Below are 25,600 nucleotides of genomic sequence, written 5' to 3'. Positions count from 1 at the left end.
AGATCACCTCCTTTTCTCGAGAAAATCCCTCATTAACTTCTTCGCCTCCTCACTTGCGAAAAGGATCGAGAACAGGCTTGCTTCATATCTGAGCCCCTCTCTTAGTGGAGTATTCATTGAAGCATTCAAAGCCTTCTTTGCAAGTTTTACTGCTATCGCTGACTTCTCGGCAATTTTGTTCGCAACTTCTTTTGCTCTGTCCATTAGTTTTTCGGGTGCTACGAGCTCCTCAATGAGTCCGATTCGATATGCTTCTTCAGCACTGATCATCTCCCCAGTTAACACCAATTTCTTTGCCATCCCCATTCCCACAAGTCTTGGAAGTCTTTGCGTGGCTCCACCACCAGGAAATATTCCTATGTTTATTTCTGGCTGACCGAATTTTGCATTTGTGCTTGCTATCCTTATATCACAGGCCATGGCAAGCTCCAAGCCACCACCCAATGCCAAACCATTGATCGCTGCGATGACTGGGATCTCGAGTTCTTCAATTTTAGCAAAAAGCTCAGTTCCAAGCTTTGTAGCCTCTATTGCCATCAGAGGATCTCGCTTTACGAGCTCATTTATGTCAGCTCCAGCAGCAAAGGCTTTTCCAGTGCCAGTAATTATTAAGACTCTCACCTCCTTTTCAGCTCTTTCGATAGTCTCTTTAAGCTCTTCTCTTGTTTTCGTGTCCAGAGCATTGAGTTTCTCTGGTCTATTGAGCGTTGCAATCCCTATTTTTCCTTCAACATTATAAAGGACGTTCATAATCTCCCCAGAAGTTGTCTAGCAATGATCTGTTTTTGTATTTCCTTTGCACCCTCGTAAATCTCGACGATCTTTGCATCCCTGTAATAGCGCTCCGCGGGATACTCGCCTATGTAGCCATAGCCTCCATGGAACTGCACGCACCAGTCAGCGGCCATCACCGCTGTCTCTCCAGCAAACCACTTTGCCATTGAAGAAAGCTCGGGGCGAGCTTGGCCAATACTACAATACCATGCCGCCTGCCAAGTCAAAAGCCTCGCAGCCTGTATTCTCGTTGCAATCTCAGCAAGCTTGAACTGAGTGTGCTGAAAAGCTCCTATGGGCTGATCGAATTGTTTTCTTTGCTTCACGTAGTTGATTGCAAGTTCCAAAGCACCCTGAGCTATCCCAACTCCCTGTGCCGCTACTCTTGGGCGTGTATGGTTAAAGAATTCCATGAGCTGATAGAACCCCTGCCCCGGTTCACCGAGAATATTCTCCTCAGGAACTCTGACATCTTTCAGCACGATTTCTGCAGTGTCGCTTGCCCTCAAGCCAAGCTTGTTCTTAATCTTAGTAGCCTTGAATCCCTTTGATTTGCTTTCAACGATTGCAAAAGTCAGCCCTTCATGTCTCTTTTTGCCTTCAAAGGTTCTTCCAAGGACAAAAACAAAGTCACAGATTGTGCCATTTGTAATAAAGGTCTTGGTTCCGTTTATAACCCACTCGTCTCCATCTTTTACAATTTTAGTCTTCACGCTTGCAACATCGCTTCCCGCTCCTGGCTCGGTTGATGCCATCGCAGATATTCCATCTTTTTCGGTTATCCAGCGAAGGTATTTTTCTTTCTGCTCTTCGTTTCCAAACAATTCAAGAAGCTCGGTGCCAAAAGTAGAGCTCATGCATGCGTTTCCAAGCCCGGGACTAACTCTGTAGAATTCTTCTGTAACAAGGCATTCCTCGAAGAGCGTTAAACCCATCCCTCCGTATTCTTCAGGGATCTTAAGAGTAGAAAATCCGAGCTTTCTCGCCTTCTTCATGATCTCCATCGGATACTTCTCTTCTCTGTCGCATTCCTCAATCAATTCCTTTGTAAACTCCTTTTCAGCAAACTCCCTTGCAGCTCTCCTTATGTCTTCCTGCTCTTCAGTCAGCTTAAAATCAACCATAAGACCACCTCAAACCTTCTTAAACCAAACCTTCCAAACTCCGCTTTCATCTTTTGCAGTGTAAAGCGAAACACGATCTCCAACTTTTAATTCATCATTGCTCCAGCCCATAATCTTAACATCTCCAAAGCTTGCAATCACAATTCTGTATGGCTTGCTCCACTCGTAGCCTGCGGGAATGGAATGAACGACAGTAAAGCATTCCACAATTCCTTCTCCACTCACTTCAGCCCATTCTGTTGTTGCACCGCAAACACATTCTGCTCTCGGCGGATAGTAGCTTTTTCCGCACTTGCAAACTGTTTTGAACACCTTGCCTTCTTCAAGCCCCTTCCAGAAACGTTCTGTCTTTACTACAGGTATTCGATGCTTCATTCTCAATTCTCTGCTTTCCACAATCACGTTATCACCTCCCGAGAATGAAAACCCAGCAGAAATGTCCAGTTCCGCCAACGTTGTGCGTAAGAGCTCTGTAATGCTTCAGATCAACCTGAAGGTTTCCAGCTTCTTCACGGAGCTGTTTAACAACCTCATAAACCATTGCAACTCCTGTTGCAGCCAATGGATGCCCTTTTGCCTTAAGTCCGCCGAAGGTGTTCACTGGTATTTTGCCCCCGAAGTCGGACTCGCCGTTTTCTATGAATTTTCCTCCTTCGCCTTTCTTGCAGAATCCAAGATCTTCGTATGCCATAATCTCAGCAATGGTGAAGCAGTCATGAACTGTGGCCAAATCGAAGCTGTTTAACGGTTCTGTGATCTTTGCGCCCTTATAAGCCATCTCAGCAGCCATTCGTGTTGCCTTAAGCCCAACATAGCTTTCTCGCATGCTCATGTTTGATGTGTCTGAGGAATAGCCAACACTTTCGATCCATACTGGATCGAAGCCATGCTCCTTAACAGCCTTCTCACTTGCCAAAATCGCAGCTGATGCACCATCTCCTATAGGGGAGCAGTCGTAGAGCTTTAATGGATAAGTAATCATTCTCGACTTCAGCACGTCTTCCACGGTGATCTCCTTCTGGAAATGGGCTTTTGGATTCTTTGCAGCGTTTCTATGCGCTTTAACAGCTACAAGAGCCATTTGCTTTTCAGTTGTGCCGAACTTAGCCATGTGGGCGGTTGCATGCATCGCATAGTAAGCGGGAAACGTTGTGCCATAAAAGTGAAATTCCCATAAGTAGTTGCCCGCTCTGCCCCCAATCGCAGCAGAAGTTGCGGTGTCAACTTCGCTCATCTTTTCAACGCCTATGGCTATTGCAATGTCTGCTATTCCCGCTTTTATCGAGGAATATGCAGTATAAACCGCCGCACTTCCCGTTGCACATGCAGCTTCAACCCTTATCGGTCCCTTGCCTGCAAAACCACAGTATTCGTTCACAACCACAGCGGGCATTAGTTCATAGCCTCTTGTGCCGACGCAACCGACTACGCTCATCTCTATGTCTTCTTGGCTCAATTGAGCATCTTTCAGGGCTTCGCTAACCGCTTCAAAAGCGAGCTCCTGTATTGTGACATCTCTTTGCCCAAACTTTGAACATCCTACACCAACAACTCCTACCTTCATTACATTAAACAAGCCTCATAAATTAAAAAACTTTCGCATTTTGCGAAATAGATTTAAAGAATTATTGTCCTTCTGTGATCCTTGTGTGTCTTCGATGCAATGTAGGTATGCAGATGGTTTATTCTGATACCGTGTTTCTTGAACCACTCCATAAATTTTCTTCTTTCTTCTCTGAATTCCTCCACGTCTCTGTAGCGAACAATTAGACAGAGATCGTATTGGGAACCAACCGTCTCAAAAATGTTTTCAACAAAGTCCAGTTTTTTGAAGTGTTCTATTATCTCATCCAACTTGCTCTTCGACTCTATATCAAAGTCTATTAAAACTACTGCAAGCATGCTTAAGCCAAGCTTTTGATAGTTCGCAATCCAATATCCTTCTTTTAGTTTGATCAAAAAACCCTGCTCTTCTAAAGACTTTATTCTGTTCTGGACAGTTCGTAATGTCACACCGACTTTCTCAGCGATCTCACTCTGCGTTTTGCCTTGGAGTATCAATTGAATTATCTTTTTATCGGTATCGTCAAGATTCTGCTTTCGCATAATGTGAAAAATTTGCTCCAATATTTATCTTTTTTTAGAGCAAAACAAAGTTCAAGGGTTGACAAAAGGACGACCTTTTCCTAATTTCTGCCCTTTTTTAACACTCTTAAGCACAAAAATTCTTGCCCTTCTAACTGCAAACTCAAGATCTCCCATAGCCAAATAACAAGCCAGAGCAGAGCTGTAAACGCATCCGGTGCCGTGGAAACTATTCGCGATTAGCTCTGCATCGACGCTGTAAATGTTTCCTTTGTCGCAAACGATATCCCTTCCCTTCAGCTCTCCTCCAGTTATTACAACAGAGCAACCAAACTTTTTGAAAAGCTCTAAAGCAAGTTCTTCAGGATCGATTTTTGATCCAAAAAGCCTTGCTTCGGTATAATTAGGCGTGATTACGCTGACACGTGGCATTAATAGCTCGTAGGCAGATCTATCTCCAAGTTTACCACCAACGCTTGCCTCAAGCACAGGATCAAGAACCTTGGGGCATTCAAGCTCCTGTATAAATTCAGAAACAGCTTTTGCAATCTCCAAATTTGGAACAACCCCAATTTTAACTGCATGGATTTTAAAGTCATCAACTATAGCCAGGAGTTGTTCTTTAATAACTTCCGATGGAACTGGATGAACTGAAGAGACCTTATAGCTGTTCTGAACTGTTAAAGCAGTAATCACAGAAAATGGAAAAAATCCGATTGTTTTCGCGGTTTTTATATCCGCAACAGCACCAGCCCCACCACTCGGATCAAGAGCAGAAATTAATAAAATAGTTTTCATAAAAATTAGAACAAGTCTCTGAGATTTATTATGTGCTTCCCGAGCTTTCCACCGTAATTTCCTGCTGTTATCTTGACAACTCCGGGTATTTTGGTGGCTGCAAGAATACCAACTTTCATTGCCTTTTTCACTGCCTCAATGTTCAATCCATTGATTACGATCTCGTAAACAGCCTTAACCCCTGGAGGAATCTGTGAGCCTTCAACTTTGTCGCGAAGCGTTGGGCAGTATTTTTCATTTGTTGAAGCTTTAAGGAACTTGTATTTGTTTGCTCCAACCTTTGATCCAGAAGCAACAATTCCTCCCGGGAAGGGAGTGATCACGCCTTCAACGTCTGCAATTGCATCTACAGCAGCCTTTGCCGCAGCCAGTGCAGATGGTTGTGTTTCACCCAAGATGAAGAAGTTTCCACCAGCAATTCCGTTAACATAGCTGAAATGGCTTTCAACGATGAATTCGCCCTGCATCATCGGCACAGCATAACACTTTCTACCACCAACTTCAACTTCTCTCTCATAGCCATCTCCGAAGAACTTCAGCTTGAAGCCAGTGTCGAACTTGTCCTGCACTTCGGGCAAGCCATTAAATGCAGCAGTGGTTGGAGCTGTGAGCACGCACTGCCCAATTCTTGCAAGCAATTGTTCTTCCAAGCCCTTTTTGCTCATGTGACAGATCTGAATATAGTAGCCGGGTCTTCCATCCGGAGTCTCAGAAGGCAGGGCCTTCTTTTCAATTCCCGCTTCTGCGGGGCACATGATCACTGAAGTTCCAAAGCCAGTCGCCTCATTCGCGGAAACCCAAGCCCAATAGTAGTCGTATGCAGTTATCAAAACCCTCGCAATTTTTATGTCGAAGGCCTCAGCAAAGGTTTCCTCAACTTCAACGCCATTCACTTTCATACAATCACCATTCGCTATTCGCTAAGTTGAGATTTAAATCTTTTCAATTTTCTCAGAGTTTGACCACGTAAAGTTCTTTGTAATCCCTAAGGTTTCGGAACTCTATTAGATCTACAATCTTCTCTGAAATTTGCATTTGTCACCTCCGTTTGTAGATTAGTCCTGGGAACGTGAAATGCAATCTTTTCAACATTCAGCAAAACACCAAAAAATTTAATATTTCCAAATGTCAAAGATTAACTATGGCAGAAAAGGTTAGGGATAAGGAGCATCATGAAAGACTTTTTAAGGCATCTCTAAGTCCTGCGAGGCGTGAAATTGTTCGAGCAATTGGTATTCATGGAAAGACAATGGAAGAACTGAAGGGTGTGCTTACTCTGTCAGAATTTCAAATTAAGTTCAACCTGGATTGGCTAATAAAAGAAGGATTTGTAAAGGAAGAAGGCGGCAAGTTCAAACTGACCGAAGAGGGCATTGAATTGCTTGATGTAAGTTGAAAATTTTAAAATAAAAATTTTAAAATTTTAAATAAGTTTTATTCATATCCTTCGAGCAACTTTGCAAGCTTTCCTTCCTTCAAAGTCTTTGCAGGCTCAAATATTTTCTTTCCGTAGAATTTGGCAAGCTCTTCAAGTCTCTGCGCGATTTCGACGTCGTTCAAGTTCCTTGCAAACTCTAAAGGACCGAAGGGTCTGTTGTATCCGAGCTTTACAGCGGTGTCGATATCCTTTGGCGTAGCTACGCCCATCTCAGCAAGCTTAACCGCTTCATTTATTTCAACATACATGAAATCCATTGGGTTTATCTTCTCAGATGCCTTGCTCTCGTCGATCTGCGGTCTTCCCGCACTCCAGTCATACCATCCTTTGCCAGTCTTTGCACCGAGTTTGCCTTCCTTGACCATCTTTTCGAGGAACTCGGGTGGTTTGTAGTCGGGGCTAACGGTCTTTTCGTAGTATTTGAGAACATGATATTGCGTATCAATACCAACGTAGTCCATCAACTCAAATGGTCCCATTGGCTGTCCCATGCTCTTCATCTTTGCATCAACTTCTTCTGGAGTAGCAACGCCTTTTTCAATTATTCCAAGAAGCAACACACTGCTCGGTGCAACTACTCTGTTTGCAATGAATCCCGGAACATCCTTCTCTACTCTTACTGGCACTTTTCCAATACTCTTTACGAAGTCAACAAGTAGCTTCATCACATCTTCACTCGTCTTTTCGCCCCTTATGACCTCAACAAGTCTCATCAGGACAACTGGGTTGAAGAAATGCAGTCCAGCAAACTTATCCTGTCTATTGGTTGCCTTTGAGAGTTCTGTTATGCTCATCGTGGATGTGTTGCTCGTAATAATACAATCGGGTTTTGCCAATTTGTCGCATTCCTGGAATGTCTGAACTTTCAACTCGAATACTTCTGGAATTGCCTCTATTATAAGATCTGCATCTTTAACAGCTTCTTCAAGACTTAACACAGGCTTTATTCTTGCAAGAATTGTATTTGCCGGCTCCTTTAGTTTTCCTTTGGCTTCCATCTTCTGCAGACTATCCCTTATCATGTTCATTCCTTTGTCCAAGAACTCTTGCTTTATGTCTCTCATTTTTACTTCATATCCTGCCATGGCGCAGACTTCCGCAATTCCGTGGCCCATCAATCCCGCTCCGAGAACAGCAACCTTTTTTATTCTGGATTTGACTTCCATTTTATCACCATGTCGTTGTAATGACTTAACTTTATTAATCTTTCTTTTTTACTTTAAGAAATTCTACATATTTTTTAGAAATTGAGTTGAGTTTTAGAATTTAAGTTACAATCTCTTCAATCCTTTCAAGTTCCATAGCCTTCTTTATTTCAAGCATGGTTAAATCTAACGGATCTTCAATCCTGATTCCATGCTTTAGAGACAGATTCCTCATTTCAGGAGAAGTTGGACCAATCGCTGGATCCCCGGGGACTCTGAAAGAAACGTCGAAGACTACAAATTCAAGCTCATCATTTGGTGAATAAGCAACCGCTCCCTGAAGCCCAAATAATCCTATGATTCCCGGAGGGAATTCTTCAATGCAAGTAGCTATTAGTCTCTCAGCATACTCGTAAACTACTTCTTGCTTGCTCTCTCTCATTGTGACTCCAAAGTGACCGATCTCTTCATTTCTAACTGGCACGTTGATCTTCAGCTGATCTCTTGCGGGCAGATTAAGGAAACCTTGCAGATTTACTTGTCTGCGATCGCTAAAGCCGACGAAGTCGAAATTTCCAAAGACGTCCTTGAGAGCATAGCTGTGGAAGTTTGCATTAAATCTTGCTCCCAAAACGAACTCTTCTATTCTTGCCCTCTTTAGTCCCTCTTCATTGATAACTCCCGCTTTTAACAACTCTTCAGCCTGTCTGTAGTAGTCTTCGGGCGAAACAGCGTAGAAAAATGCCCTCTCAAGCGGATTTTTTGCCTGCTGAACCTTCACAATAGCAAGCCGATCTATTTCTTCGGGAGACTTGAACTCCTTTGGAAACCTTATTTTAGCCTTTTCAAGCAAGTAATACTGATTTTTCGCTTCATTTCTTTCTTCTGCTCTAAGCAAAAATCTGTTTCCATATATCGGCACTTTTAGCTTCTTCTCAATGCCTTCGTATCCAACGTAGACCGCAAAGCTTCTGTTCGGGATCATTACTGTGTTGAGTTCGATGAGCTTTTCCTGAACCTCTTCATTTAGCATTTCCTTGAAGGATTCCAAGACGATAACATGATCGTAAAGATGTCTGTTGTATTTTGTGTAGAGCTTATCACGACCTTTTTGCACAACAATTGCTGTTTTAAATCCCCATGCTTTTGCAGAAACCCCGATCTCCTTCGCTGAGTGGGAACCGAAGATTCCAATGGTCACGTCTTTGTAGTCTTCCACAACCTCTTTTGGATTCATGATCTCAGTTGCCATATTGCTAAATTATCTTTACTATTCTCTCATGAAGTTCGTAAAGTCTGTCTGCGAGGTCTTTGAGAAATTCTGGATCCTCTAAACCGTTTATAAACCTATTTGGAATTTTATTTACTCCTTCAGCACCCTTTATAGCCCCAGTTATTGCAGAAATTGAATCAGTATCTCCCCCACAGTTTGCAGACTTAATAATCGCATCCTCAAAATTCTCAGAAGAAAAGACGCAGTAGAATGCCATAGGAACTGCATCGAGCACATAGATTGAGTTGCCAAGTTTTTCGATTGCGTAATCAAGCTCCTTATCTCTAATCTCGTATGCAAACTTTATTTTGTCTGACAAAAGCTGATCACGCTTTTCCAATCTTTTAATCACTTCTTCAATTAGTTCATCATCTTTGAAGTCAAGAACCTTGCATGCAATCGCTATTGCCACCGCTATTGCACCCGCAATTGCAGCGGTTCCTGCATGAGTGACGATCGAAGAAATCTCAGCATATCTTTCAACGAGGTTCAGATTGAAATGATAAACAAGCCCTATTGGTGCTACGCGCATTGCAGAACCACATGTGTCGGAAAAAACTCCTGAATTTTGCCATGTTGCTCCACGTAGCAGATTTATAATCGCAATCCTTGTAGTTGGACCAATTCTTCTGCCACCAGAAGTATACCATTTCTTAAGCTTTTCAGCAAAATTTGCAGGATCAAAGTAAACAGTCTCAAGTATGGATTCTGCAAGAAGTATTGTCTGTTCCGTGTCATCAGTCCATTGCCCCGCCTTTAGATCACCATACGGAGAAGGCAGAAATTCTCGAATTTCACCGAAATTGAGCCTTATTTTGTCCCTGCTCATCCCCTCAGCGGGCATTCCGAGAGCATCGCCGATTGCAAGTCCAAGAATACAACCCTCAAATTTTTCAACCACAGAAGCACAGTGCAGATAACTTTAAATATTTTTCAGAGAGCAAAATCTAAGAAAAATTTATTAAATTTCTGCTCAAAGCTTAAGCATGAAGCACAGAATTTTGTCAAGACCAAGCTATAGCCTTCTTGAGCTTGAACTCGATAACAATGAGGAAGTGCTTGCGGAATCTGGAGCAATGGTTTACATGCGAAATGTCGAGATCTCGCCCGAAATGAAGGGCGGACTTTTTGGCGGGCTTAAAAGGAGCATTCTCGGCGGAGAATCATTTCTTGTTAACAGGTTTATTTCGAGGGGCAAGGGTCTTCTTGGCTTGGCACCGAGTTACAATGGCGATATTGCCTACATAAAGCTTTCAGGGAAATTATACGCTCAAAGCGGGGCTTTTTTAGCTTCTTCGCCAAGCATAGATATTGATATAAAGTGGGGAGGAGCCAAGACGTTCTTTGCTGGCGAAGGATTATTTTTGCTTAAGCTTGAGGGAAGTGGAGACCTATTTTTATCCTCATTTGGTGGTATTGAGGAGATAAACGTCGATGGATCACTCTCAGTCGACACAGGGCACATTGTGGCATTTGAAGAAACTTTGGACTTTAAGATTAGAAAAGCAGGAGGCTTAAAGGCAACTCTTCTTAGTGGAGAAGGGCTTGTTGCGGAATTCAACGGAAAAGGAAAAGTCTGGATTCAAACAAGATCAATAGCAGAGTATATAGGCTGGTTATCCTCGCTACTACCGCCACAAAGACGTTAGACCTCAAGCTTAAACTTTTTTGCTTCCTTAGCCTTTAGAATTTCAACTCCCTTGAGCTCATTGAAAAGACTTTTGATCTTCGAAGTTGTCGATTTATCGTCGTAGATCAGATATTCAGCATTGCTTAGCTCTATAGCTTTTTGAATCATTTCAGAATCGAGCTTTTCAAAAGTATACTTCGCGAAGTTGTGTCCAAAGGTGAAAACGGTGTCAAGAATAATTTCAGTCTGCCTTGGCACATAATGAGTTCCGCCGATGCCAACAGCGATCTTCCAGTCCCTTCTTGACTCTTTAATCGCCTCAAAGATTGCTTCAGCAACAACTTCGCCAGCTGAGCCGTCTTCCCACTCAACTTCGGTGGAACCTATTTCGTAAAATGCGGATGGCTTTGAGATCTCCGAAGGTCCGTGGTGGGTTGCTTCCAGTGTGAACTCAAAGTCCGTTATTTTGCTAAGTCTTTTCTTTAAAGCCAAGACAAAGTTCTTCATTGTAATCGGAGAGGGCTTTGCTAAGCTTTTTGGCAAACCACCGTAGGTGTTCTCAGCGACATTCCCAGAAACGTGGGCTGTGATTATCTTTCTACCATCTTTACTGCTGTGTCTCGATGCAAACAAAATTTCATCAAACTCAAAAAACTTCGAGAGCTTTTGATCAATATTGTCAGCATATATAAGCCTCTCATCAACTTCTACCACTGCAAATTCATCTGCAACGTGAAAGATGTAGTTTCCGAGCTTCTTCTTTTCGAAGCTAACCATCGTCAATAGATGAGACATTATATTAAGGGATGCGGGATCCTGTGTGGAACAAACAACCAGCTTCATGGCTAAAGCAGAAACTCTGCCAGTTCTCTAATTCTTCTCCCGCAATAATGGCATTTTGCAAAAACCTCGTTGTCCTGAACTTTAACATAAAAGATTGATTTGATCGGTTCTTTGCTGTTAGATATACACATCCGATTTGGGCATCTCAAAATGCCCTTTACAACTTCTGGAAGCTTAACTTTGAATTTTTTCTCGATTTCGTAATCTCTTATAAGATTGATCGTAGCGTTCGGTGCTATTAATGCGATTTTATTCAATTCCTCTTCTTTTATGAAAAGTCCCTCGACCTTTACGATGTCCTTCCTTCCCATTTTTTTACTTGGAACATTTAAAGCCATTGAAACCGTTTCTTTTGTTCTTTCATCGATTCCAAGTATTTTAAGCACAAGTAGGGCCTTTCCAGCTGGAATGTGATCTATCACGGTCCCCTCTCGGATCTTGCTTACTACGAGTTCTCTCTCCTTCATAGCATCACCTCTGAAAGTATGGCCATTCTAACGGGCACACCATAGAATGCCTGTTTGAAATATCTCGCCTGTCTCATCGAATCGACTTTAACATCTATCTCATCAACCCTTGGAAGTGGATGAAGAATTATCGCACTTTCCTTCATTTTTTCAACCGTAGCAGTAGTTATTCTGTAGCTTCCTGCAACTTTTCGGTATTCCTCTTCATCGAGAAATCTCTCTTTCTGGATCCTCGTAACATAAAGAACGTCTATTTCTCCTATGATATCTTCCAACTTCGCCCTTTTAATGTCTCCATTCAGCTCTTCAAGAAAATCTTCTGGTAAACTCAAAATTTCGGGGCTCACAAGGTATATTTTTGTGTCGAAAAGTGTTAATGCCTTTATTAGGGAGTGAATTGTTCTTGAATATTTAAGATCACCAACAAGAGCTATGGAAATCCCCTCAAGCTTTCTGCACTCCTTTCTGATTGTATATAAATCTAGAAGTGTCTGGGTTGGATGCTGTCCTGCTCCGTCGCCCGCATTTATAACAGGAACGGCAGAATTTTCAGCTGCAAATCTCGCAGCTCCTTCAAGGGGGTGACGGATGACTATGGCGTCGCAGTAATTGGATACGACTTTTATCGTGTCTGCAAGCGTTTCTCCCTTGGCTATACTGCTCGCTTCCTGAGCAGAAATATTCACGACCTCTCCGCCGAGTCTTTTCATTGCAGTCTCAAAGCTTATCCTTGTTCTTGTTGAAGGCTCAAAAAAGAGATTTGCGAGTATTTTTCCCTCAAGAATTCTGCATTTTCTTATTCCGAGGGCAACGTCTTCAAATTCCTCAGCTTTATCCAAAATTTTTAGTATCTCCTGCTTTGTAAGATCCTCGATTGAAATGAGGTGTTTCATCAATCTTAGTTGTAGTAAAAGGTATTTAAGGATTGATACCTCATTTTTGGTATGGATCTACTTGAATTGATCGACGAAGCTAAGAAGCTGATGAGGGGAAAGATGCTTGAGTTAAATGAAAAGAGGTGCACGATCATCGGCGACATTCATGCAGATCTTGAAGCTTTGGACTTAATTGAAGAGATAATTGCTGGAAAAGCAATTTTTCTTGGTGATTATGCTGATCGTGGTGAAGAGCCTTTGGAAGTTTATGAGCGAATTCTGAGACTTTTTGTAGAGGATAAGGCAATACTGCTGAGAGGAAATCATGAAACTGAAGACGTTTATCCACACGAACTGCCGTGGCAGTTGAGCCAGTATGAGAATGGAGAAGAGATATATCGAGCTATAATCGATCTATGGGAAAAAATGCCTTATTCAGCGATCCTAAACAATGAAATCTGGCTTGTCCATGGTGGTGTTCCATGCAGAAGTGATCTTAGCGGGATAAGAAATCCTGATGAAGATCTGGCTCTTGAAATGCTCTGGAACGATCCTTGGGAAAGGGAGGAATGTGGAGAGAACTTTAAAAGAGGAGTGATGTTCTTCTTCGGAAAAAAAGCAACTCGGAACCTTTTTGAAAAGCTCGGAGTCAGGCTTGTCGTTCGATCTCATGAGCCATACAAAGTGCTGAGGGTTGAGCAAGGAGGAATGGTTGTAACTCTTGGCTCATGTGCAAATCCTTATGGGCTTGCAAACTTTGCGGTGCTGAAATTGGACCCAAGGGAAAAATGGTGTGATGGTTTTGAATTTGTGAAGAAATTTGGAGTTGAGCTGTCGGTATTTTAAGTATACTACTCGATGCAATCGACGATGGATTGATCGAGGCATTTGTTTCGCCAATTGTGATATCTGAGGTTCTCGTTGGATTCTATAGGAACAAAGAGGAGTTCGAAGCAAAAAATTTTATGAACACCTTTTGCAAAGATATAAAGTCAGGAATGTAGATCCTGAGGTTGCAAAAATATCCGCTAAGCTAAGAGAGACAGGTTTAAAGCTTCCAGACGCGATAATTACCGCTACTGCAATGCTTATTTGAAGTGCTAAATCCTAAAGAATTTGTCGAAAGATATTCGAAAGTGCTTAGAACTTGAATTTTAACCCTTCAAAAATAAAAATCAGATTGGAGCACCAAAACCCCACTTTTCAAGGGCTCTTGCAAGCTCTTTATGGCTTTTAGCAAACTCCTGAATCGATACACCGCTCATGATTGCATCCAAAGCCTGTCTGACTGCAATCGCTCCAGCTTTTGCTCCATCTGGATGTCCAAGCACACCACCACCAATCTGAAGCACGAGATCCTTGCCAAGTGCTTCTACAACACCGGGAAGAACTCCGGGGTGTAGTCCGCCAGAAGAAGTTGGCATTGCCGGTTTAATGCTCCCAAATTCCTGTTCAAAATGAATTTCATCACTTGAGGGGTATTTTTCGTTCCTTAAAACATTTGCAAGTTCTATAGTCTCTAATTTCTTCCCTTCGAGCTTTCCATAGCCTGCAGTGCCAATATGGAGCTGATCTATGCCGATAATGCGATAAAGCTTTGCGAGAGTGAACATCGAAATGCCGTGGTCGTGCCTTGTAAATGCTGCATGCATTGCCCTATGGCCATGGATCGCCAGACCATGGTCTTCTGCAAGATCGCGAATGTAAGTAAGCGCGCTCCAACCCGTGATAACAACGTCAACCATAACATATGGATTTCCAAGATCCGCAACAAATTTCAACCTTTTTTCCATTTCTCTTATATCCGCGGTTATATTCGCAAACCAAGCTTTTTTTTCTCCAGTTTCATTTTCAACTCTTTCGATCACCTTCATTATTCTTCTGCCCCTCTCTTCGAATTTGCAAAAGCTCGGGTTTGTTAAATTCTCATCGTCCTTTATATAGTCGAGACCGCTCGAAAGCAATTCATAAGCAAGCTTTTCAACCTCTTCAACAGAATAGCCGACTTTTGGCTTTGGAACTGTTCCAACAATTGGTCTATCGACTTTAAAGATCTTCTTAACCTCCAAACCTTTAAAAGGTCCCTTAAAATTGCTTAGAAATGCCTTTGGAATGTAGATGTCTTCAACTCTGAGCTTTTCAACCCTTCGCATTCCGAATATGTTCCCCGCAACTGAAGCAAGCAATCCCGGGATATTTGCGGTCTCAAAAAGCTCCAAAGGGTAGGCAATTTTTACATTCCAGTGATCTCCCAGTTTTTGGAATTCATAAGCTTTTGCAGATAGATCTCTGACTCTTTTTCCATCAAACCAATCTGTTAGCGTTGTCCAAGTTCCAGTGCTACTCTCAGCAGCTATTGCTCCCGCACATTCTTCAATTGTGAAATTTTCAGCAGGCTTTACTCTGAAGGAGACCAAGATCTCCTTCGTGTAGCTTGGTTCGTGATTTTTGTCCACATAATCTTTGTATCCCATAATCTAAGGCGGTTGTAAGGTTATATACTTTTGTGAGCCTTTGTAAGTGTTTAGTTATCTCATAACTATAACAATAATTAATAATAATTTTTATTAGTGTTTAATTAGAAAAATATATATATTTCCTGCACACGTTAGATTTAAATACCCAAAATTTCTGTGAAAAACGTTAAAAAGACTTGGTCGAGACGGAGAGTGGTTTGGATGGTTGGTGGAAGTGAGTTTATTTCAATAAATCCAAATGTAAACAGAGAAGTCTTTAAACTCGGTGGAAAAAGTCTACTTGAATGCTACCAGTGTGGTTCATGCACTGCGGTTTGTCCGCTCTCAGAAGAGCTCGATGTAAGTTTCAGAAGAGCCATTCGATATACACAGCTTGGAGTGGAAGAGAAAATCCTCGGCGATATCTCTCCTTGGTCATGCAATCTCCATGGTGACTGCACAGACAGCTGCCCGAGAGGAGCAAGCCCCTCAGAGATTTTGGCAGCAATAAGGAGATATCAGTCGATTAAATACGACTGGACTGGTATTACGAAGTGGTGGAACACTTCTTCATTTGCCTCTAAGCTCATGGCCTACCTTGCAATCTTGGGTCTTTCACTGCTTCTCTACTTTGGATTCTTCTGGCAGAGCATTGTATCATACGCCTCTACAGGTAAGCTCGTAGTTCTTTCGAAACTTTTAATCCCTGTTGCTATTGTTTTCGTTATAAGCGTTGCAATACTTGCTTCGAACGGCTATAGGGCCTATAAGTTCATGAGTAAAGACAAAAAGAAAGAAGTTGGCTTGATTAAATCATTGAAGTATATAGCAAACTTTTTCATTAGAGTTGAAAGCGATGCAATGAAAGTGGCGCATAAGAGGGAAAGAATACTCGAACATACTCTGATACTAATTGGCTTAGGTCTTTTCATACTGCTTGGAATTCTATACCTGCTCGTTCCTAAATTCTTCGATTTCAAAGTTATCTCCAGACTGCTGATATACGCAGCGTCTTTGACCTTCTTGATTGGTGTAGCATCTCCTGTTATGAAGAGATTGACTGCAGGTGAAAAAACACACTGGTATTACAAGAAATTCACACATCCGACTGACTGGATGTCTCTAATAACATTACTTCCAGTAGCTCTGATGATTCTGCTCGTATTTGTGCTCTATGATCTTGGGATGGTATTCTACGCCTACATTGCCCTTGCACTCTTCCTGAGCTTTACGATACCATTCCTATTGCTCGAATTTGCATTTGGAAAGCACACCCACTGGCTTTACAAGGTAATCGCTTATTATATCGGAGCACGTGCAGGATACTTTAGAGGTGATTGAAGATGAGTTCGGTTTTAATTGTAGGCGGAGGAGTTGCGGGAATTCAGGCAGCATTGGATCTGGCTGAACAAGGAATTGATGTTTACTTGGTGGACAAAGCTCCGAGTGTTGGAGGAAAAATGGCTTACCTCGATAAGACTTTCCCCACTCTTGACTGCGCTTCATGCATTTTAGCTCCAAAAATGGCAGCTTTGCTTAGGTATCCAAATATAAAGCTCATTATGAACTCAGAGGTCCAAGAAATAAGCGGTAGAGCAGGAAATTTCAAGGTTAAAATTCTCAAAAAACCCACTTACGTGGACTGGAGCAAGTGCAATGGATGCGGAGTTTGCACGGAGAAATGCCCCGTTAAAGATGTACCGAATGAATACAACATGGGATTGTCAACTCGAAGAGCGATCTATATAATGTTTCCACAGGCTGTGCCTAAAAGAGCTGTCATCGATGCGGAGCATTGCATGAGATTGAATCCACCTCCTAAAGTAAAGGAGAAGGCAAAAGGGCCGATATGTGGTGTGTGCGAAAGAAACTGCCCAACAAAAGCCATTAGATACGATCAACAGCCAGAGATTCTGGAGTTAAACGTCGCAGCAGTCATAGTTGCTACAGGAATGGAGCTTTACGACCCAAGGAACTTACCTGAATTGGGCTATGGTAAACACCAGAATGTTTATACTAACCTTGAGTTCGAGAGACTCGTCTCAGCTACTGGACCGACAAACGGTGAAATTGTTAGGAAATCTGATGGAAAGCATCCAAAGAGGATTGCATGGATCCAGTGTGTTGGATCAAGAGACATAAGGTTTAACCACTACTGTTCAGCCTACTGCTGCATGGCCGCAACCAAGCAGGCAATCCTTGCAAAAGAGCATTTGCCCGAAGTTCAGTGCACGATTTACTACATGGACATAAGAGCATTTGGAAAAGGCTTTAATGAGTTTTTGGAGAGAGCCAAGAAGGAATTCGGAATCAACTATATCCGTGGCAAAGTTGTAAGGATCGATGAAATTCCAGAGACTAAGAATTTGAAAATTATCTACGAAGACACGGCTGAGAGCTATTTGAAGGCAGATGAATACGACATGGTTGTCCTTTCAGTAGCAATAACTCCAAACTCGAAGCTCCCACTGCCTGTTGAGTTAACTCCCGACGGATTTATCAAGCTAAAGGATCCCTATCTGGATCCAGTCTCAACAACAGTTGAGGGGATCTTTGTTGTTGGAGCGGTGGCGGGAGCGAAGGATATTCCCGATTCTGTGACTGAAGCAAGTGCTGCGGCAGCGAGGGCTGCGCTAATAGCAAAAAGGTTTTCCTGCCCAACGGAGGTGGTTAAATGACTGAAGAGCCAAGAATAGGAGTTTATGTATGTCACTGCGGTTTTAATATTGCGGGAACAGTTGACGTGAAGAAGGTGGCGGAATTTGCCAAAACTCTACCAAATGTGGTTGTTGCAAAGGATTACGTTTTCATGTGCTCCGAGCCTGGACAGGATCTCATAAAGGCAGACATAAAGGCTCACAATTTGAACAGGGTTGTTGTATCTGCATGCTCACCATCTCTGCATGAGATCACTTTCAGAACCGCTGTAAGCGAGGCGGGGCTAAACAAATACTTGCTCGAGATGGCGAACATCAGAGAACACTGCTCCTGGGTGCATCACGACAAGGAGAAGGCTACTGAAAAGGCAAAGGAGATCGTTAGAATGGCTGTGGCAAAAGCAAGACATCTCGAACCATTGGAAGAGCTCGAAGTAAAGGCAGAACCAAGCGCTCTCGTATTGGGTGGTGGAGTTGCGGGAATGAGAGCAGCACTGGAGCTTGCAAACTACGGATTTAACGTTTATCTGGTTGAAAAAGCTCCCACTATAGGAGGTAAAGCGGCTTTAATAGGTTACATAGATCCAAAAACGAAAGGACCGGACGTTGTGAGCAAGATGTTTGACAGAATTAAGGATTGCCCGAGAATTCAGGTTTTGACGAATGCTGAGCTTATTCAGCTGAGTGGCTTTGCTGGAAATTACAATGCCAAAATCAGAATTAACCCGAGATACGTTAATGAGAAATGCACACTATGCGGGGAATGTGAAGAAGTTTGCCCAATAGAGGTTTCGAATGAATACAACTTCGGTTTGAATAAAAGGAAAGCGATCTTTCTGCCGTTTAGCAATGCCTATCCGCCTTACTATGCAATCGACTACAGAGTTTGCGTTAAATGCGGAGAATGCGAAAAAGTTTGCAGATTCGGAGCAATAAATCTGAAAGAAGAGCCGAAGACAATAGAGTTAAAGGTAGGGTCGGTGATTATTGCTACGGGTTACGATCCATACAGACCCTTCAAGGGTGAATACGGCTATGGACTCCATCAGAACATAATAACGCTATTCCAGCTCGAAAGATTGCTCGATCCCGAAAGCCCAACCAAAGGAGAGCTCATTATTGGAGGCAAAGTTCCAAAAAGCATAGCCTTTATCCAGTGCGTAGGCTCGAGAAACACAACCCCCGGAGCAAAGGAATACTGCTCAAGAATGTGTTGCACCACCGCAATTAACAGTGCAATCAAGATCAAGGAGAAATATCCAGATACGAACGTTTATATCCTTTACAAAGACATAATGACCTATGGAAGCGACGAGACGCTTTATGAGGAGGCGGGCAAAAAGCTTGTTCAGTTCATAAAATTCGAAGACAAGATCCCAAAGGTTTCGATAACACCTGAGGGATTGTTTATAGACGTCTTTGAATACACAATTCAGGAGAACATCAGAATACCCGTGGATGCGATTGTGCTCTCAATAGGCATGCTTCCGCCAAGAGACATAGAGGAGCTAATTGCGGTAACGAGAGTAAGCTGTGGTGGCGAAGGCTTTGTAAGAGAGGCTCACTTGAAGCTTGCTCCAGTTGAAGCTCCAACCAAGGGCATATTCCTTGCTGGATGCATTACCGGGCCAAAGAACATTCTTGAAAGCATCAGAATGGGTTCCGCTGCAGCTGCGAAGGCAATGTCTTTGCTTTCAAAGGGTAAAATAACAATAGAGCCAATGATTGCCCAGGTTAATGAGGAGAAATGCAGTGGTTGCGCGATCTGTGTTGGTGTTTGCCCCTATTCAGCGATCTCAATAAAGAAAGTGAACGGGGACAGGATTGCATATGTTGAAAAAGCCCTTTGCATGGGTTGTGGAACGTGCAATGCAGCATGTCCGAGTGGTGCAATGCAACATCTTGGCTTCAAGGACATTCAGCTTTTGGCTCAAACGAGAGCGGTTTTTGGAGGTGAGATGAATGTCTGACTCTAAAGGAGAATTTGAGCCAAAGATCGTTGTATATGCATGTAACTGGTGCACTTATGCAGCCACAGATCTCGCGGGAACAAGCAGAATGAGCTATCCGCCGAACGTTCGGATCATTAGAGTCATGTGCTCTGGTAGAGTTGACCCGCAGTTCGTTCTTCAGGCGTTCGCTGACGGGGCAGACGGTGTAATTGTTGCGGGATGTCATCCACCTGCTGATTGCCACTACATCGAGGGAAATTACAAAGCCTACAGAAGATTCGAGCTTTTTAGAAAGCTTCTCGAGACAATGGGAATTGAGCAAGAACGCTTTAGACTTGAATGGATCTCAGCTGCGGAGGCGAGCAGATGGGTGCAAGTTGTGAATGAAATGGTCGCTCAGCTGAAGAAACTTGGTCCACTGAAGCCCAATTTGGAGGTGAGAGAATGAGCGAGAAGCCAAAGGTAGCGTGGTATTGGTGTGCTTCATGCGGTGGCTGTGAGGAATCTTTCGTAGACTTAGCGGAGAGACTGCTGAAAGTCTTCGAGGCTGTTGATATCGTATTCTGTCCAGTTGCGATGGATTTCAAGAGAGAAGATGTTGAAAAGCTTCCAGATGGCTCAATCACTGTTGCGCTAATCAACGGCGGGATTAGGCTGAAGGAGCACGAGGAGATGGTAAAACTGCTCAGGAAGAAGTCGAAGATCGTTATAGCCTATGGTGCTTGCTCTGCTTGGGGCGGAATTCCGGGGCTTGCAAATCTTTACAATCTGGATGAAGCTCTCGAAAGAAAGTATTTAGAAGTCCCGACGATCGAAAATCCAAAAGAAGTTTTGCCAACAAAGAAGATTATCGTCAACATTCCAGAAGCGAAAATGAAGGCTGAGCTTGAACTTCCAGAACCACTTCCAGTTCTTCTACCGCTTGACAAGGTTATAGATGTTGACTATTATATTCCGGGTTGCCCACCAACTCCAGATGTTTTCTGGAATGCTCTGCAGGCGTTGCTGAGCGGTAATTTACCTCCAAAGGGGGCAATAGTTGGTGCTTCAAACAGATCGCTTTGTGACGAATGTTCCTTGAATGAAACAAAGCCTGAAAAAGTCCTTGTTAAGGAATTCAAGAGACCGGACAAAGCTAAGCCTGAGCCAAACAAGTGTTTGCTTGCTCAGGGATTCCTATGCATGGGTCCAGTTACAAGAGGCGGGTGCACAGCGCTTTGCATCAAAGGCAACATGCCCTGCACTGGTTGCTTTGGATTGCTTGACGGCATTGTTGACTACGGTGGCAAGGCAATCTCTTATTTCGGAAGTATTCTCGATTATTCGCCAGTGGAGGAAAAGGAGATCAAGAAAGCTTTTGATGGCATTCCGGATTGGATCGGAACTATTTACAGATATTCTCTTGCTGCTTCAAAGCTCAGCCATAAGGCAGGGATAAAGAAGCCGAAGCGAATAAAGGAGGTGGTTGAGATATGAGCAAGGAGATCGTTATTGACCCAATTACCCGACTTGAAGGACATGGAAAGATCGTAATAATTCTTGACGACAAAGGAAATTGCGTTAGAGCATTTTTCCAAGTCCCAGAGTTCAGAGGTTTTGAAAAGTTTGCCGAAGGCAGACATGCAGAAGACATGCCACAGATTACATCAAGAATATGCGGTGTTTGCCCGACAGCACACCACATGGCCTCTACTAAGGCTTTAGACGACCTCTACAAGGTTGATCCACCTGTAGCGGCAAAGAAGATCAGGGAACTCTTCTACAACCTTTTCATGCTTGAAGACCATGCCTTGCACGTTTACATCCTCGGAGGTCCTGACTTCATTGTTGGACCAGATGCTCCAAAGGAGGAGAGAAACGTTGTTGGAGTGATCAAAAAGGTTGGGCAGGAAGTTGGGCTCAAGGTAATAGGGATGAGAAAGAGCATTAGGCAGATGATGGAGAGAATTGGTGGCAAAACAATTCACCCAGTCTTTGGAGTTCCTGGAGGAATTTCAAAGCCTTTAAATGAGGAGATCGTTAAAGATCTAAAAGCCCTTGGAGAGCAGGGAGTTGAATTTGCCCAATTCACTCTGAACGTTTTCAAGGACATAGTGCTGAAAAACAAGAAGTATTTAGACTTGATCACGAGCGATGCTTACACTCATCGCACATACTACATGGGTCTCGTCGACAACAAGAATCGGGTAAACTTCTACGACGGCATGCTTAGAGTTGTTGATCCGAATGGCAAAGAATATGCAAAGTTCGATGTGCACAACTACTTGGATTACATCGCTGAACATGTGGAGCCTTGGAGCTACATGACGTTCCCCTATTTGAGGAAGATCGGCTGGAAAGGGCTTATTGACGGGGAGCAGAGCGGAATATATGCGGTAGCACCGCTTGCAAGGCTTAACGCAGCTGAGGGCATGGCAACACCATTGGCTCAGGAAGCCTACGAAGAGATGTTCGAAAAACTTGGAAAGCCAGCTCATCAAACTCTTGCGATGCACTGGGCGAGAGTCATTGAAATGCTCTATGCTGCTGAACGCATAAAGGAGCTCGCTAACGATCCAGATATTTTGGACCAGAACGTAAGAAATCTGCCAACCGAAAAACCAAGTGTTGGCATTGGAGTTGTTGAGGCACCAAGAGGGACTTTGATCCATCACTACGAGACCGACGAGAGAGGAGTGATTAAGAGGGCGAACTTGCTCGTCGCCACACAGCACAACATCGGCAGGATTTCGATGTCTGTTGACAAGGCAGCGAGAAGCTTGATCAAAGGCGGAGTTGTGAACGATGGACTGCTGAACATGGTAGAAATGGCATTCAGAGCCTACGATCCATGCAATGCCTGCGGAACTCACACATTGCCGGGCTCAATGCCTGTGCCCATTTATATCTACAACACCAATGGAGAACTGCTGAGAGTTATTCATTAATTTTTATTTTATGCCTTTAATTTTATTTTTGGGCAATCCGATTTACTCAGACGACCGAATTGGCTTAATTGTTGGCGAAAAGCTGAAAGAGAAGCTTGAAGCTGAAGGTTTTGAAGTAAAAATCTTGGAAAGAATGGGCTATACGCTGATCGACTACATTGCTGGTCACGAGACTGTTTTTGTTGTGGACAGCATTAAGGGTAAAGTGGGAGAGATCGTTTTAATTGACAATTTGGAGGACTTAAAGATTCGATTTTCCAAATCTCCGCATTATGCGGGACTTCCAGAGACAATTGAACTCATGAAGGCTCTGAATTTATCTGTGCCAAAAAAATTGGTAGTAATTGGCATCGGGGTTAAGGAGCCCTATACGATTTCAGAGAAAATGTCTCCTGAGCTTGAATTGATGCTCGATTCGATTGTGGAAAGGGTTTATAGCATAATAAATGGTCTTGAATGAAAAAATTTAGATAAATTTTATGCAAAATTGAATGTTTGCTTCAAAGTGACTATGCAAAACCTTAAAATTACGTAAAATACCGAAGAGCATGAGGCTTTTTCACAGAATCACTGTTGCACTGACAGACAGCGAGTTGAAAATGCTTGAAGACTTGCTCAAAGAGGGATTTGAAAGCTATAGCCAGATCTTCCGCAACGCTTTGGAAATTTACTGGAGAGTTTTTAAAGCCTTCAGGGTTGCTGGTTATAGCATTGATAAGCTTCCCAAGGACTTCGAAAGGATTGCATATCACATTTACAACGTTGAAATGAAGCAATACGTGATCATGGACAAGGAGCTATACAGGGTTTTAATGAAGAAGGTTCAGGAGAAGTATTCTGCAGAAGAAATAGAAAAGGATGAGGAATTTTTGAAAGGTATTCGAGGCTTTGCAAATCTTTTCTACATCTGGCACAAGTGGGGGGAGAATACAAAAAGCACAGAGAAAGCGGAAGAAGTTTTAAAAACGATTGAATTCGGTGGAGGAGGGGAGTTTAAGAGGGTTAAGGAGAACGAATTCATATTTCGAACTGTCCCAGAAAACGTGGTAGTCACGAAGTCGATTATAAAGAGCGTCTATGAACAGCTGGGCGTGAAGGCGGAATTCGAGATAAGCGGTGAGAGGATCTTTATACGAGTTCTGAACTGAACCTTTTTCATAACAACTTCATAACAGATTTTATTTCCAAAATCCTATTCCCTCTTTTGCTTGGAGGTGATGAGATGAGAAGTAAATGGATAATTCTTGCAGTTTCCTGGTTCCTGTTTGGCTCATTGGTATTTGCATGGTATGCAATGGGAACGCTTGCACCTATTCTGATAAAGCTTTATGGTGTCGACCAGACTCAATATTCATTGGCTTTTACAGTTCCATGGCTCATCGCAGGTATTCTGGCATTTCCAGCAGGTATCATTGCTGATAAGTTCGGTATTAGAGCGACTGCGACAGCAGGTGTTCTCGTAGCAGCAGTTGGAACATTTTTGAAAGCTCAGAGCATAGATTTCAGTTCTCTGATTTTGGCCCAAATATTGCTCGGTATCGGATTAGGGTTCACACTTGTAAATCTTCCAAAGATCATAAGTGCCTGGTTCCCGCCACAGCAAGTAGGGCTTGCTACAGGGATCTACATGACTGCTCTAATGATCTGGCTTTCATTGGGCTTAACTCTGGCTCCCTATTTCAATAGTTGGAGTGAGATAAATCTATACGGGGGAATCCTAATCTGCTTGGCAGCGATCTTCTTTATCGTATTAGTAAGGGATGCACCTCCTGGAGTTACGATTCCAAAGGCAAACGTTCTTGAAGGAGCCAAGAAATCACTCACAAATAAGGCAATTCTTGCAACCTCTCTCGGAACTTTCACAGCAATGGCGGGCATGGTTCCATTCCAAGCCCTCTTCACAACCGCTGCAGCTATGGAAAAGGGCATAGACATTGCAACCGCTGGGGCGATAGTTGCCATGATAACTTGGTCTGGCTGGATAGGCTCGCTGATTTTCCCGATTCTGAGTTCAAAAACTGGTGGTGTAAGGTTATACATCTTATTGCTGTCAGTAGCCTTCTCAGTTCTTGTTTACCTTGGCTGGCTCATTGGCGAAATTACTGTGCTCTGGATTGCAATAACAATTGCTGGCTTCTTAGCTGGTGGAGTTATTCCCCACTGGATGGCTTTACCAGCTTATCTGCCAGCAGTTGATTCTAAAATGAAACCAGAATGGGTCGGTGGTTCTGCGGGAGTAATAAACACATTCCTGTGCATAGGAGCTTTTGTGAGCACACCTTTTATAATCGCTCCAATTGCAGTGATTTATGGTTTTACAACCGCCTTTGCAGTTTCAGCACTTCTGTTTGCAATTCAGGGCATTTTCGCATTCCTGATTCCAGAACCGCCTAAAGTTAAATGATTTTTTAACCTTTTGCATGTCCACAAAATTTTACTTGAAATAAAATTTTATTGTTATGAACACATTCTTAAAAAGCTTTATTTTGAAGGTATTTGAATAAATTAAGGTGGTTGCCATGAATTTAGGAGACGAATTTGTAAGGGCTCTTGCAGATCTTGATGAGCAGAAAGTGATAGAAATTGCCAAAAAGAGAATAGAGAACAAAGAAGACCCGTTTAAGATTCTTGAGGACATCAGAAAAGCAACAGAAATAATCGGAAAGCGATTTGAAGAGGGCAGATACTTCGTCTCGGATCTAATAATGGCAGGAGAGATTCTAAAGCAAGTCATGGAACTCTTGAAGCCTTTGCTCGGCGATAAGAAAGCGGAGAGCAGAGGAAAGGTTGTCATTGGCAGTGTTGAAGGAGATGTGCATGATATAGGAAAGAACATCGTCATAGCCTTGCTTGAAGCTGAAGGATTTGAAGTAGTCGATTTAGGCGTAGATCAGCCTCCGCAGGCATTTGTTGACGCCATAAAGCAGTATAATCCACAAATTGTTGGACTTAGTGGTTTGCTTACCGAAGCAATAGAGAGCATGAAGAGAACCATTGATGCAATAAAAGAAGCTGGTCTAAGAGACAGAGTTAAGATTATCGTTGGAGGCGGAAGAACAAGTGAAGAAGTCAAGAATTACACCCAAGCCGACGAATGGGCGGATGATGCAGCTGTCGGTGTTAAGAAGATCAAGGCCTTGCTGGGGGTGAGTTAAA

Annotated in this window: 27 protein-coding genes; 13 read left to right on the top strand and 14 right to left on the bottom strand. The window is 42.9% G+C overall.

The window, feature by feature from the left end; translation table 11 throughout:
* Positions 1-3 precede the first annotated feature (3 nt).
* The 7 genes from QXI54_03700 to fhcD are packed head-to-tail and all read right to left on the bottom strand — an operon-like array spanning position 4 to position 5,680.
* Positions 4-750 (bottom strand): enoyl-CoA hydratase-related protein, encoded by a 747-nt coding sequence (locus QXI54_03700; GenBank protein MEM0302258.1) that lies wholly within the window; start codon positions 748-750, stop codon positions 4-6.
* A complete protein-coding gene (locus QXI54_03695; GenBank protein MEM0302257.1) occupies positions 747-1,898 on the bottom strand; it encodes an acyl-CoA dehydrogenase family protein in 1,152 nt (383 codons plus the stop codon). Before QXI54_03695 ends, QXI54_03700 begins: the two co-directional genes overlap by 4 nt.
* 9 nt (positions 1,899-1,907) lie before the next feature.
* Positions 1,908-2,300, bottom strand: coding sequence for a Zn-ribbon domain-containing OB-fold protein (locus QXI54_03690; GenBank protein ID MEM0302256.1), 393 nt, complete (start codon positions 2,298-2,300; stop codon positions 1,908-1,910).
* Between the two features lie 4 nt (positions 2,301-2,304).
* Positions 2,305-3,462, bottom strand: a complete 1,158-nt coding sequence (locus QXI54_03685; protein MEM0302255.1) for a thiolase domain-containing protein — start codon at positions 3,460-3,462, stop codon at positions 2,305-2,307.
* Between the two features lie 53 nt (positions 3,463-3,515).
* Positions 3,516-4,004: an Lrp/AsnC family transcriptional regulator gene (locus QXI54_03680; protein MEM0302254.1), complete on the bottom strand. Its 489-nt coding sequence runs from the start codon at positions 4,002-4,004 to the stop codon at positions 3,516-3,518.
* A 51-nt stretch (positions 4,005-4,055) separates the two neighbouring features.
* The gene (locus QXI54_03675) at positions 4,056-4,781 is read right to left on the bottom strand and encodes a bifunctional hydroxymethylpyrimidine kinase/phosphomethylpyrimidine kinase (protein MEM0302253.1); all 726 of its coding nucleotides are present in this window, start codon (positions 4,779-4,781) and stop codon (positions 4,056-4,058) included.
* A 5-nt stretch (positions 4,782-4,786) separates the two neighbouring features.
* Entirely contained in the window at positions 4,787-5,680 is an 894-nt protein-coding gene (gene fhcD / locus QXI54_03670) for a formylmethanofuran--tetrahydromethanopterin N-formyltransferase (protein MEM0302252.1), read from the bottom strand.
* Between the two features lie 242 nt (positions 5,681-5,922).
* Here fhcD and QXI54_03665 point away from each other — a divergent pair, with 242 nt between their 5' ends.
* Complete coding sequence (locus tag QXI54_03665) at positions 5,923-6,177, top strand: hypothetical protein (protein MEM0302251.1); 255 nt, start codon at positions 5,923-5,925, stop codon at positions 6,175-6,177.
* A 38-nt stretch (positions 6,178-6,215) separates the two neighbouring features.
* On the opposite strand, the gene QXI54_03660 is transcribed toward QXI54_03665, so the two are convergent.
* From QXI54_03660 to QXI54_03650, 3 genes are all read right to left on the bottom strand, one after another.
* Entirely contained in the window at positions 6,216-7,385 is a 1,170-nt protein-coding gene (locus QXI54_03660; GenBank protein ID MEM0302250.1) for a 3-hydroxyacyl-CoA dehydrogenase NAD-binding domain-containing protein, read from the bottom strand.
* A 100-nt stretch (positions 7,386-7,485) separates the two neighbouring features.
* Positions 7,486-8,601, bottom strand: a complete 1,116-nt coding sequence (locus QXI54_03655; protein MEM0302249.1) for a formate--phosphoribosylaminoimidazolecarboxamide ligase family protein — start codon at positions 8,599-8,601, stop codon at positions 7,486-7,488.
* Positions 8,602-8,620: 19 nt separating this feature from the next.
* Positions 8,621-9,538: an ADP-ribosylglycohydrolase family protein gene (locus tag QXI54_03650; GenBank protein ID MEM0302248.1), complete on the bottom strand. Its 918-nt coding sequence runs from the start codon at positions 9,536-9,538 to the stop codon at positions 8,621-8,623.
* An 85-nt stretch (positions 9,539-9,623) separates the two neighbouring features.
* On the opposite strand from QXI54_03650, the gene QXI54_03645 reads away from it, so the two are divergent.
* Positions 9,624-10,286 carry a TIGR00266 family protein gene (locus QXI54_03645; GenBank protein ID MEM0302247.1) on the top strand — a complete coding sequence of 221 codons (663 nt, stop codon included), beginning with the start codon at positions 9,624-9,626 and terminating at the stop codon, positions 10,284-10,286.
* Here QXI54_03645 and QXI54_03640 read toward each other — a convergent pair.
* The 3 genes from QXI54_03640 to pyrB are packed head-to-tail and all read right to left on the bottom strand — an operon-like array spanning position 10,283 to position 12,470.
* Entirely contained in the window at positions 10,283-11,110 is an 828-nt protein-coding gene (locus QXI54_03640) for a D-aminoacyl-tRNA deacylase (GenBank protein MEM0302246.1), read from the bottom strand. The two genes, QXI54_03645 and QXI54_03640, sit on opposite strands and share 4 nt — an antisense overlap.
* Before the next feature lie 2 nt (positions 11,111-11,112).
* On the bottom strand, positions 11,113-11,577 hold the full coding sequence (gene pyrI, locus QXI54_03635) for an aspartate carbamoyltransferase regulatory subunit (GenBank protein MEM0302245.1): 465 nt from the start codon (positions 11,575-11,577) through the stop codon (positions 11,113-11,115).
* Complete coding sequence (gene pyrB / locus QXI54_03630) at positions 11,574-12,470, bottom strand: aspartate carbamoyltransferase (GenBank protein ID MEM0302244.1); 897 nt, start codon at positions 12,468-12,470, stop codon at positions 11,574-11,576. The genes pyrI and pyrB overlap by 4 nt, the downstream gene beginning before the upstream one ends.
* A gap of 51 nt (positions 12,471-12,521) precedes the next feature.
* On the opposite strand from pyrB, the gene QXI54_03625 reads away from it, so the two are divergent.
* A complete protein-coding gene (locus QXI54_03625; GenBank protein ID MEM0302243.1) occupies positions 12,522-13,298 on the top strand; it encodes a metallophosphoesterase family protein in 777 nt (258 codons plus the stop codon).
* Between the two features lie 329 nt (positions 13,299-13,627).
* Here the strand turns inward: QXI54_03625 and rbcL are convergent, their stop codons facing one another.
* On the bottom strand, positions 13,628-14,926 hold the full coding sequence (rbcL, locus tag QXI54_03620) for a type III ribulose-bisphosphate carboxylase (protein ID MEM0302242.1): 1,299 nt from the start codon (positions 14,924-14,926) through the stop codon (positions 13,628-13,630).
* Positions 14,927-15,130: 204 nt separating this feature from the next.
* On the opposite strand from rbcL, the gene QXI54_03615 reads away from it, so the two are divergent.
* From QXI54_03615 to QXI54_03570, 10 genes are all read left to right on the top strand, one after another.
* Complete coding sequence (locus QXI54_03615; protein ID MEM0302241.1) at positions 15,131-16,249, top strand: 4Fe-4S dicluster domain-containing protein; 1,119 nt, start codon at positions 15,131-15,133, stop codon at positions 16,247-16,249.
* Positions 16,250-16,251: 2 nt separating this feature from the next.
* The gene (locus tag QXI54_03610) at positions 16,252-17,586 is read left to right on the top strand and encodes a CoB--CoM heterodisulfide reductase iron-sulfur subunit A family protein (GenBank protein MEM0302240.1); all 1,335 of its coding nucleotides are present in this window, start codon (positions 16,252-16,254) and stop codon (positions 17,584-17,586) included.
* A complete protein-coding gene (locus tag QXI54_03605) occupies positions 17,583-19,535 on the top strand; it encodes a CoB--CoM heterodisulfide reductase iron-sulfur subunit A family protein (protein ID MEM0302239.1) in 1,953 nt (650 codons plus the stop codon). Before QXI54_03610 ends, QXI54_03605 begins: the two co-directional genes overlap by 4 nt.
* Positions 19,528-19,965, top strand: a complete 438-nt coding sequence (locus QXI54_03600) for a hydrogenase iron-sulfur subunit (protein MEM0302238.1) — start codon at positions 19,528-19,530, stop codon at positions 19,963-19,965. Before QXI54_03605 ends, QXI54_03600 begins: the two co-directional genes overlap by 8 nt.
* Positions 19,962-20,993: an oxidoreductase gene (locus tag QXI54_03595; protein ID MEM0302237.1), complete on the top strand. Its 1,032-nt coding sequence runs from the start codon at positions 19,962-19,964 to the stop codon at positions 20,991-20,993. Before QXI54_03600 ends, QXI54_03595 begins: the two co-directional genes overlap by 4 nt.
* Positions 20,990-22,444 (top strand): Ni/Fe hydrogenase subunit alpha, encoded by a 1,455-nt coding sequence (locus QXI54_03590; GenBank protein ID MEM0302236.1) that lies wholly within the window; start codon positions 20,990-20,992, stop codon positions 22,442-22,444. Before QXI54_03595 ends, QXI54_03590 begins: the two co-directional genes overlap by 4 nt.
* Before the next feature lie 28 nt (positions 22,445-22,472).
* Positions 22,473-22,904, top strand: a complete 432-nt coding sequence (locus QXI54_03585; GenBank protein ID MEM0302235.1) for a hydrogenase maturation protease — start codon at positions 22,473-22,475, stop codon at positions 22,902-22,904.
* A gap of 88 nt (positions 22,905-22,992) precedes the next feature.
* Positions 22,993-23,592, top strand: a complete 600-nt coding sequence (locus tag QXI54_03580) for a hypothetical protein (protein ID MEM0302234.1) — start codon at positions 22,993-22,995, stop codon at positions 23,590-23,592.
* A gap of 74 nt (positions 23,593-23,666) precedes the next feature.
* The gene (locus QXI54_03575; GenBank protein ID MEM0302233.1) at positions 23,667-24,848 is read left to right on the top strand and encodes an MFS transporter; all 1,182 of its coding nucleotides are present in this window, start codon (positions 23,667-23,669) and stop codon (positions 24,846-24,848) included.
* Positions 24,849-24,963: 115 nt separating this feature from the next.
* Positions 24,964-25,599: a corrinoid protein gene (locus QXI54_03570; protein MEM0302232.1), complete on the top strand. Its 636-nt coding sequence runs from the start codon at positions 24,964-24,966 to the stop codon at positions 25,597-25,599.
* Position 25,600: the final 1 nt, after the last annotated feature.

The organism is Archaeoglobaceae archaeon, assembly GCA_038734275.1.
In the GTDB taxonomy this organism is placed as follows: Archaea; Halobacteriota; Archaeoglobi; order Archaeoglobales; family Archaeoglobaceae; genus WYZ-LMO2.
The sequence above is the reverse complement of the archived record's forward strand: the minus strand, read 5'-3'. Positions and strand labels throughout refer to the sequence as shown.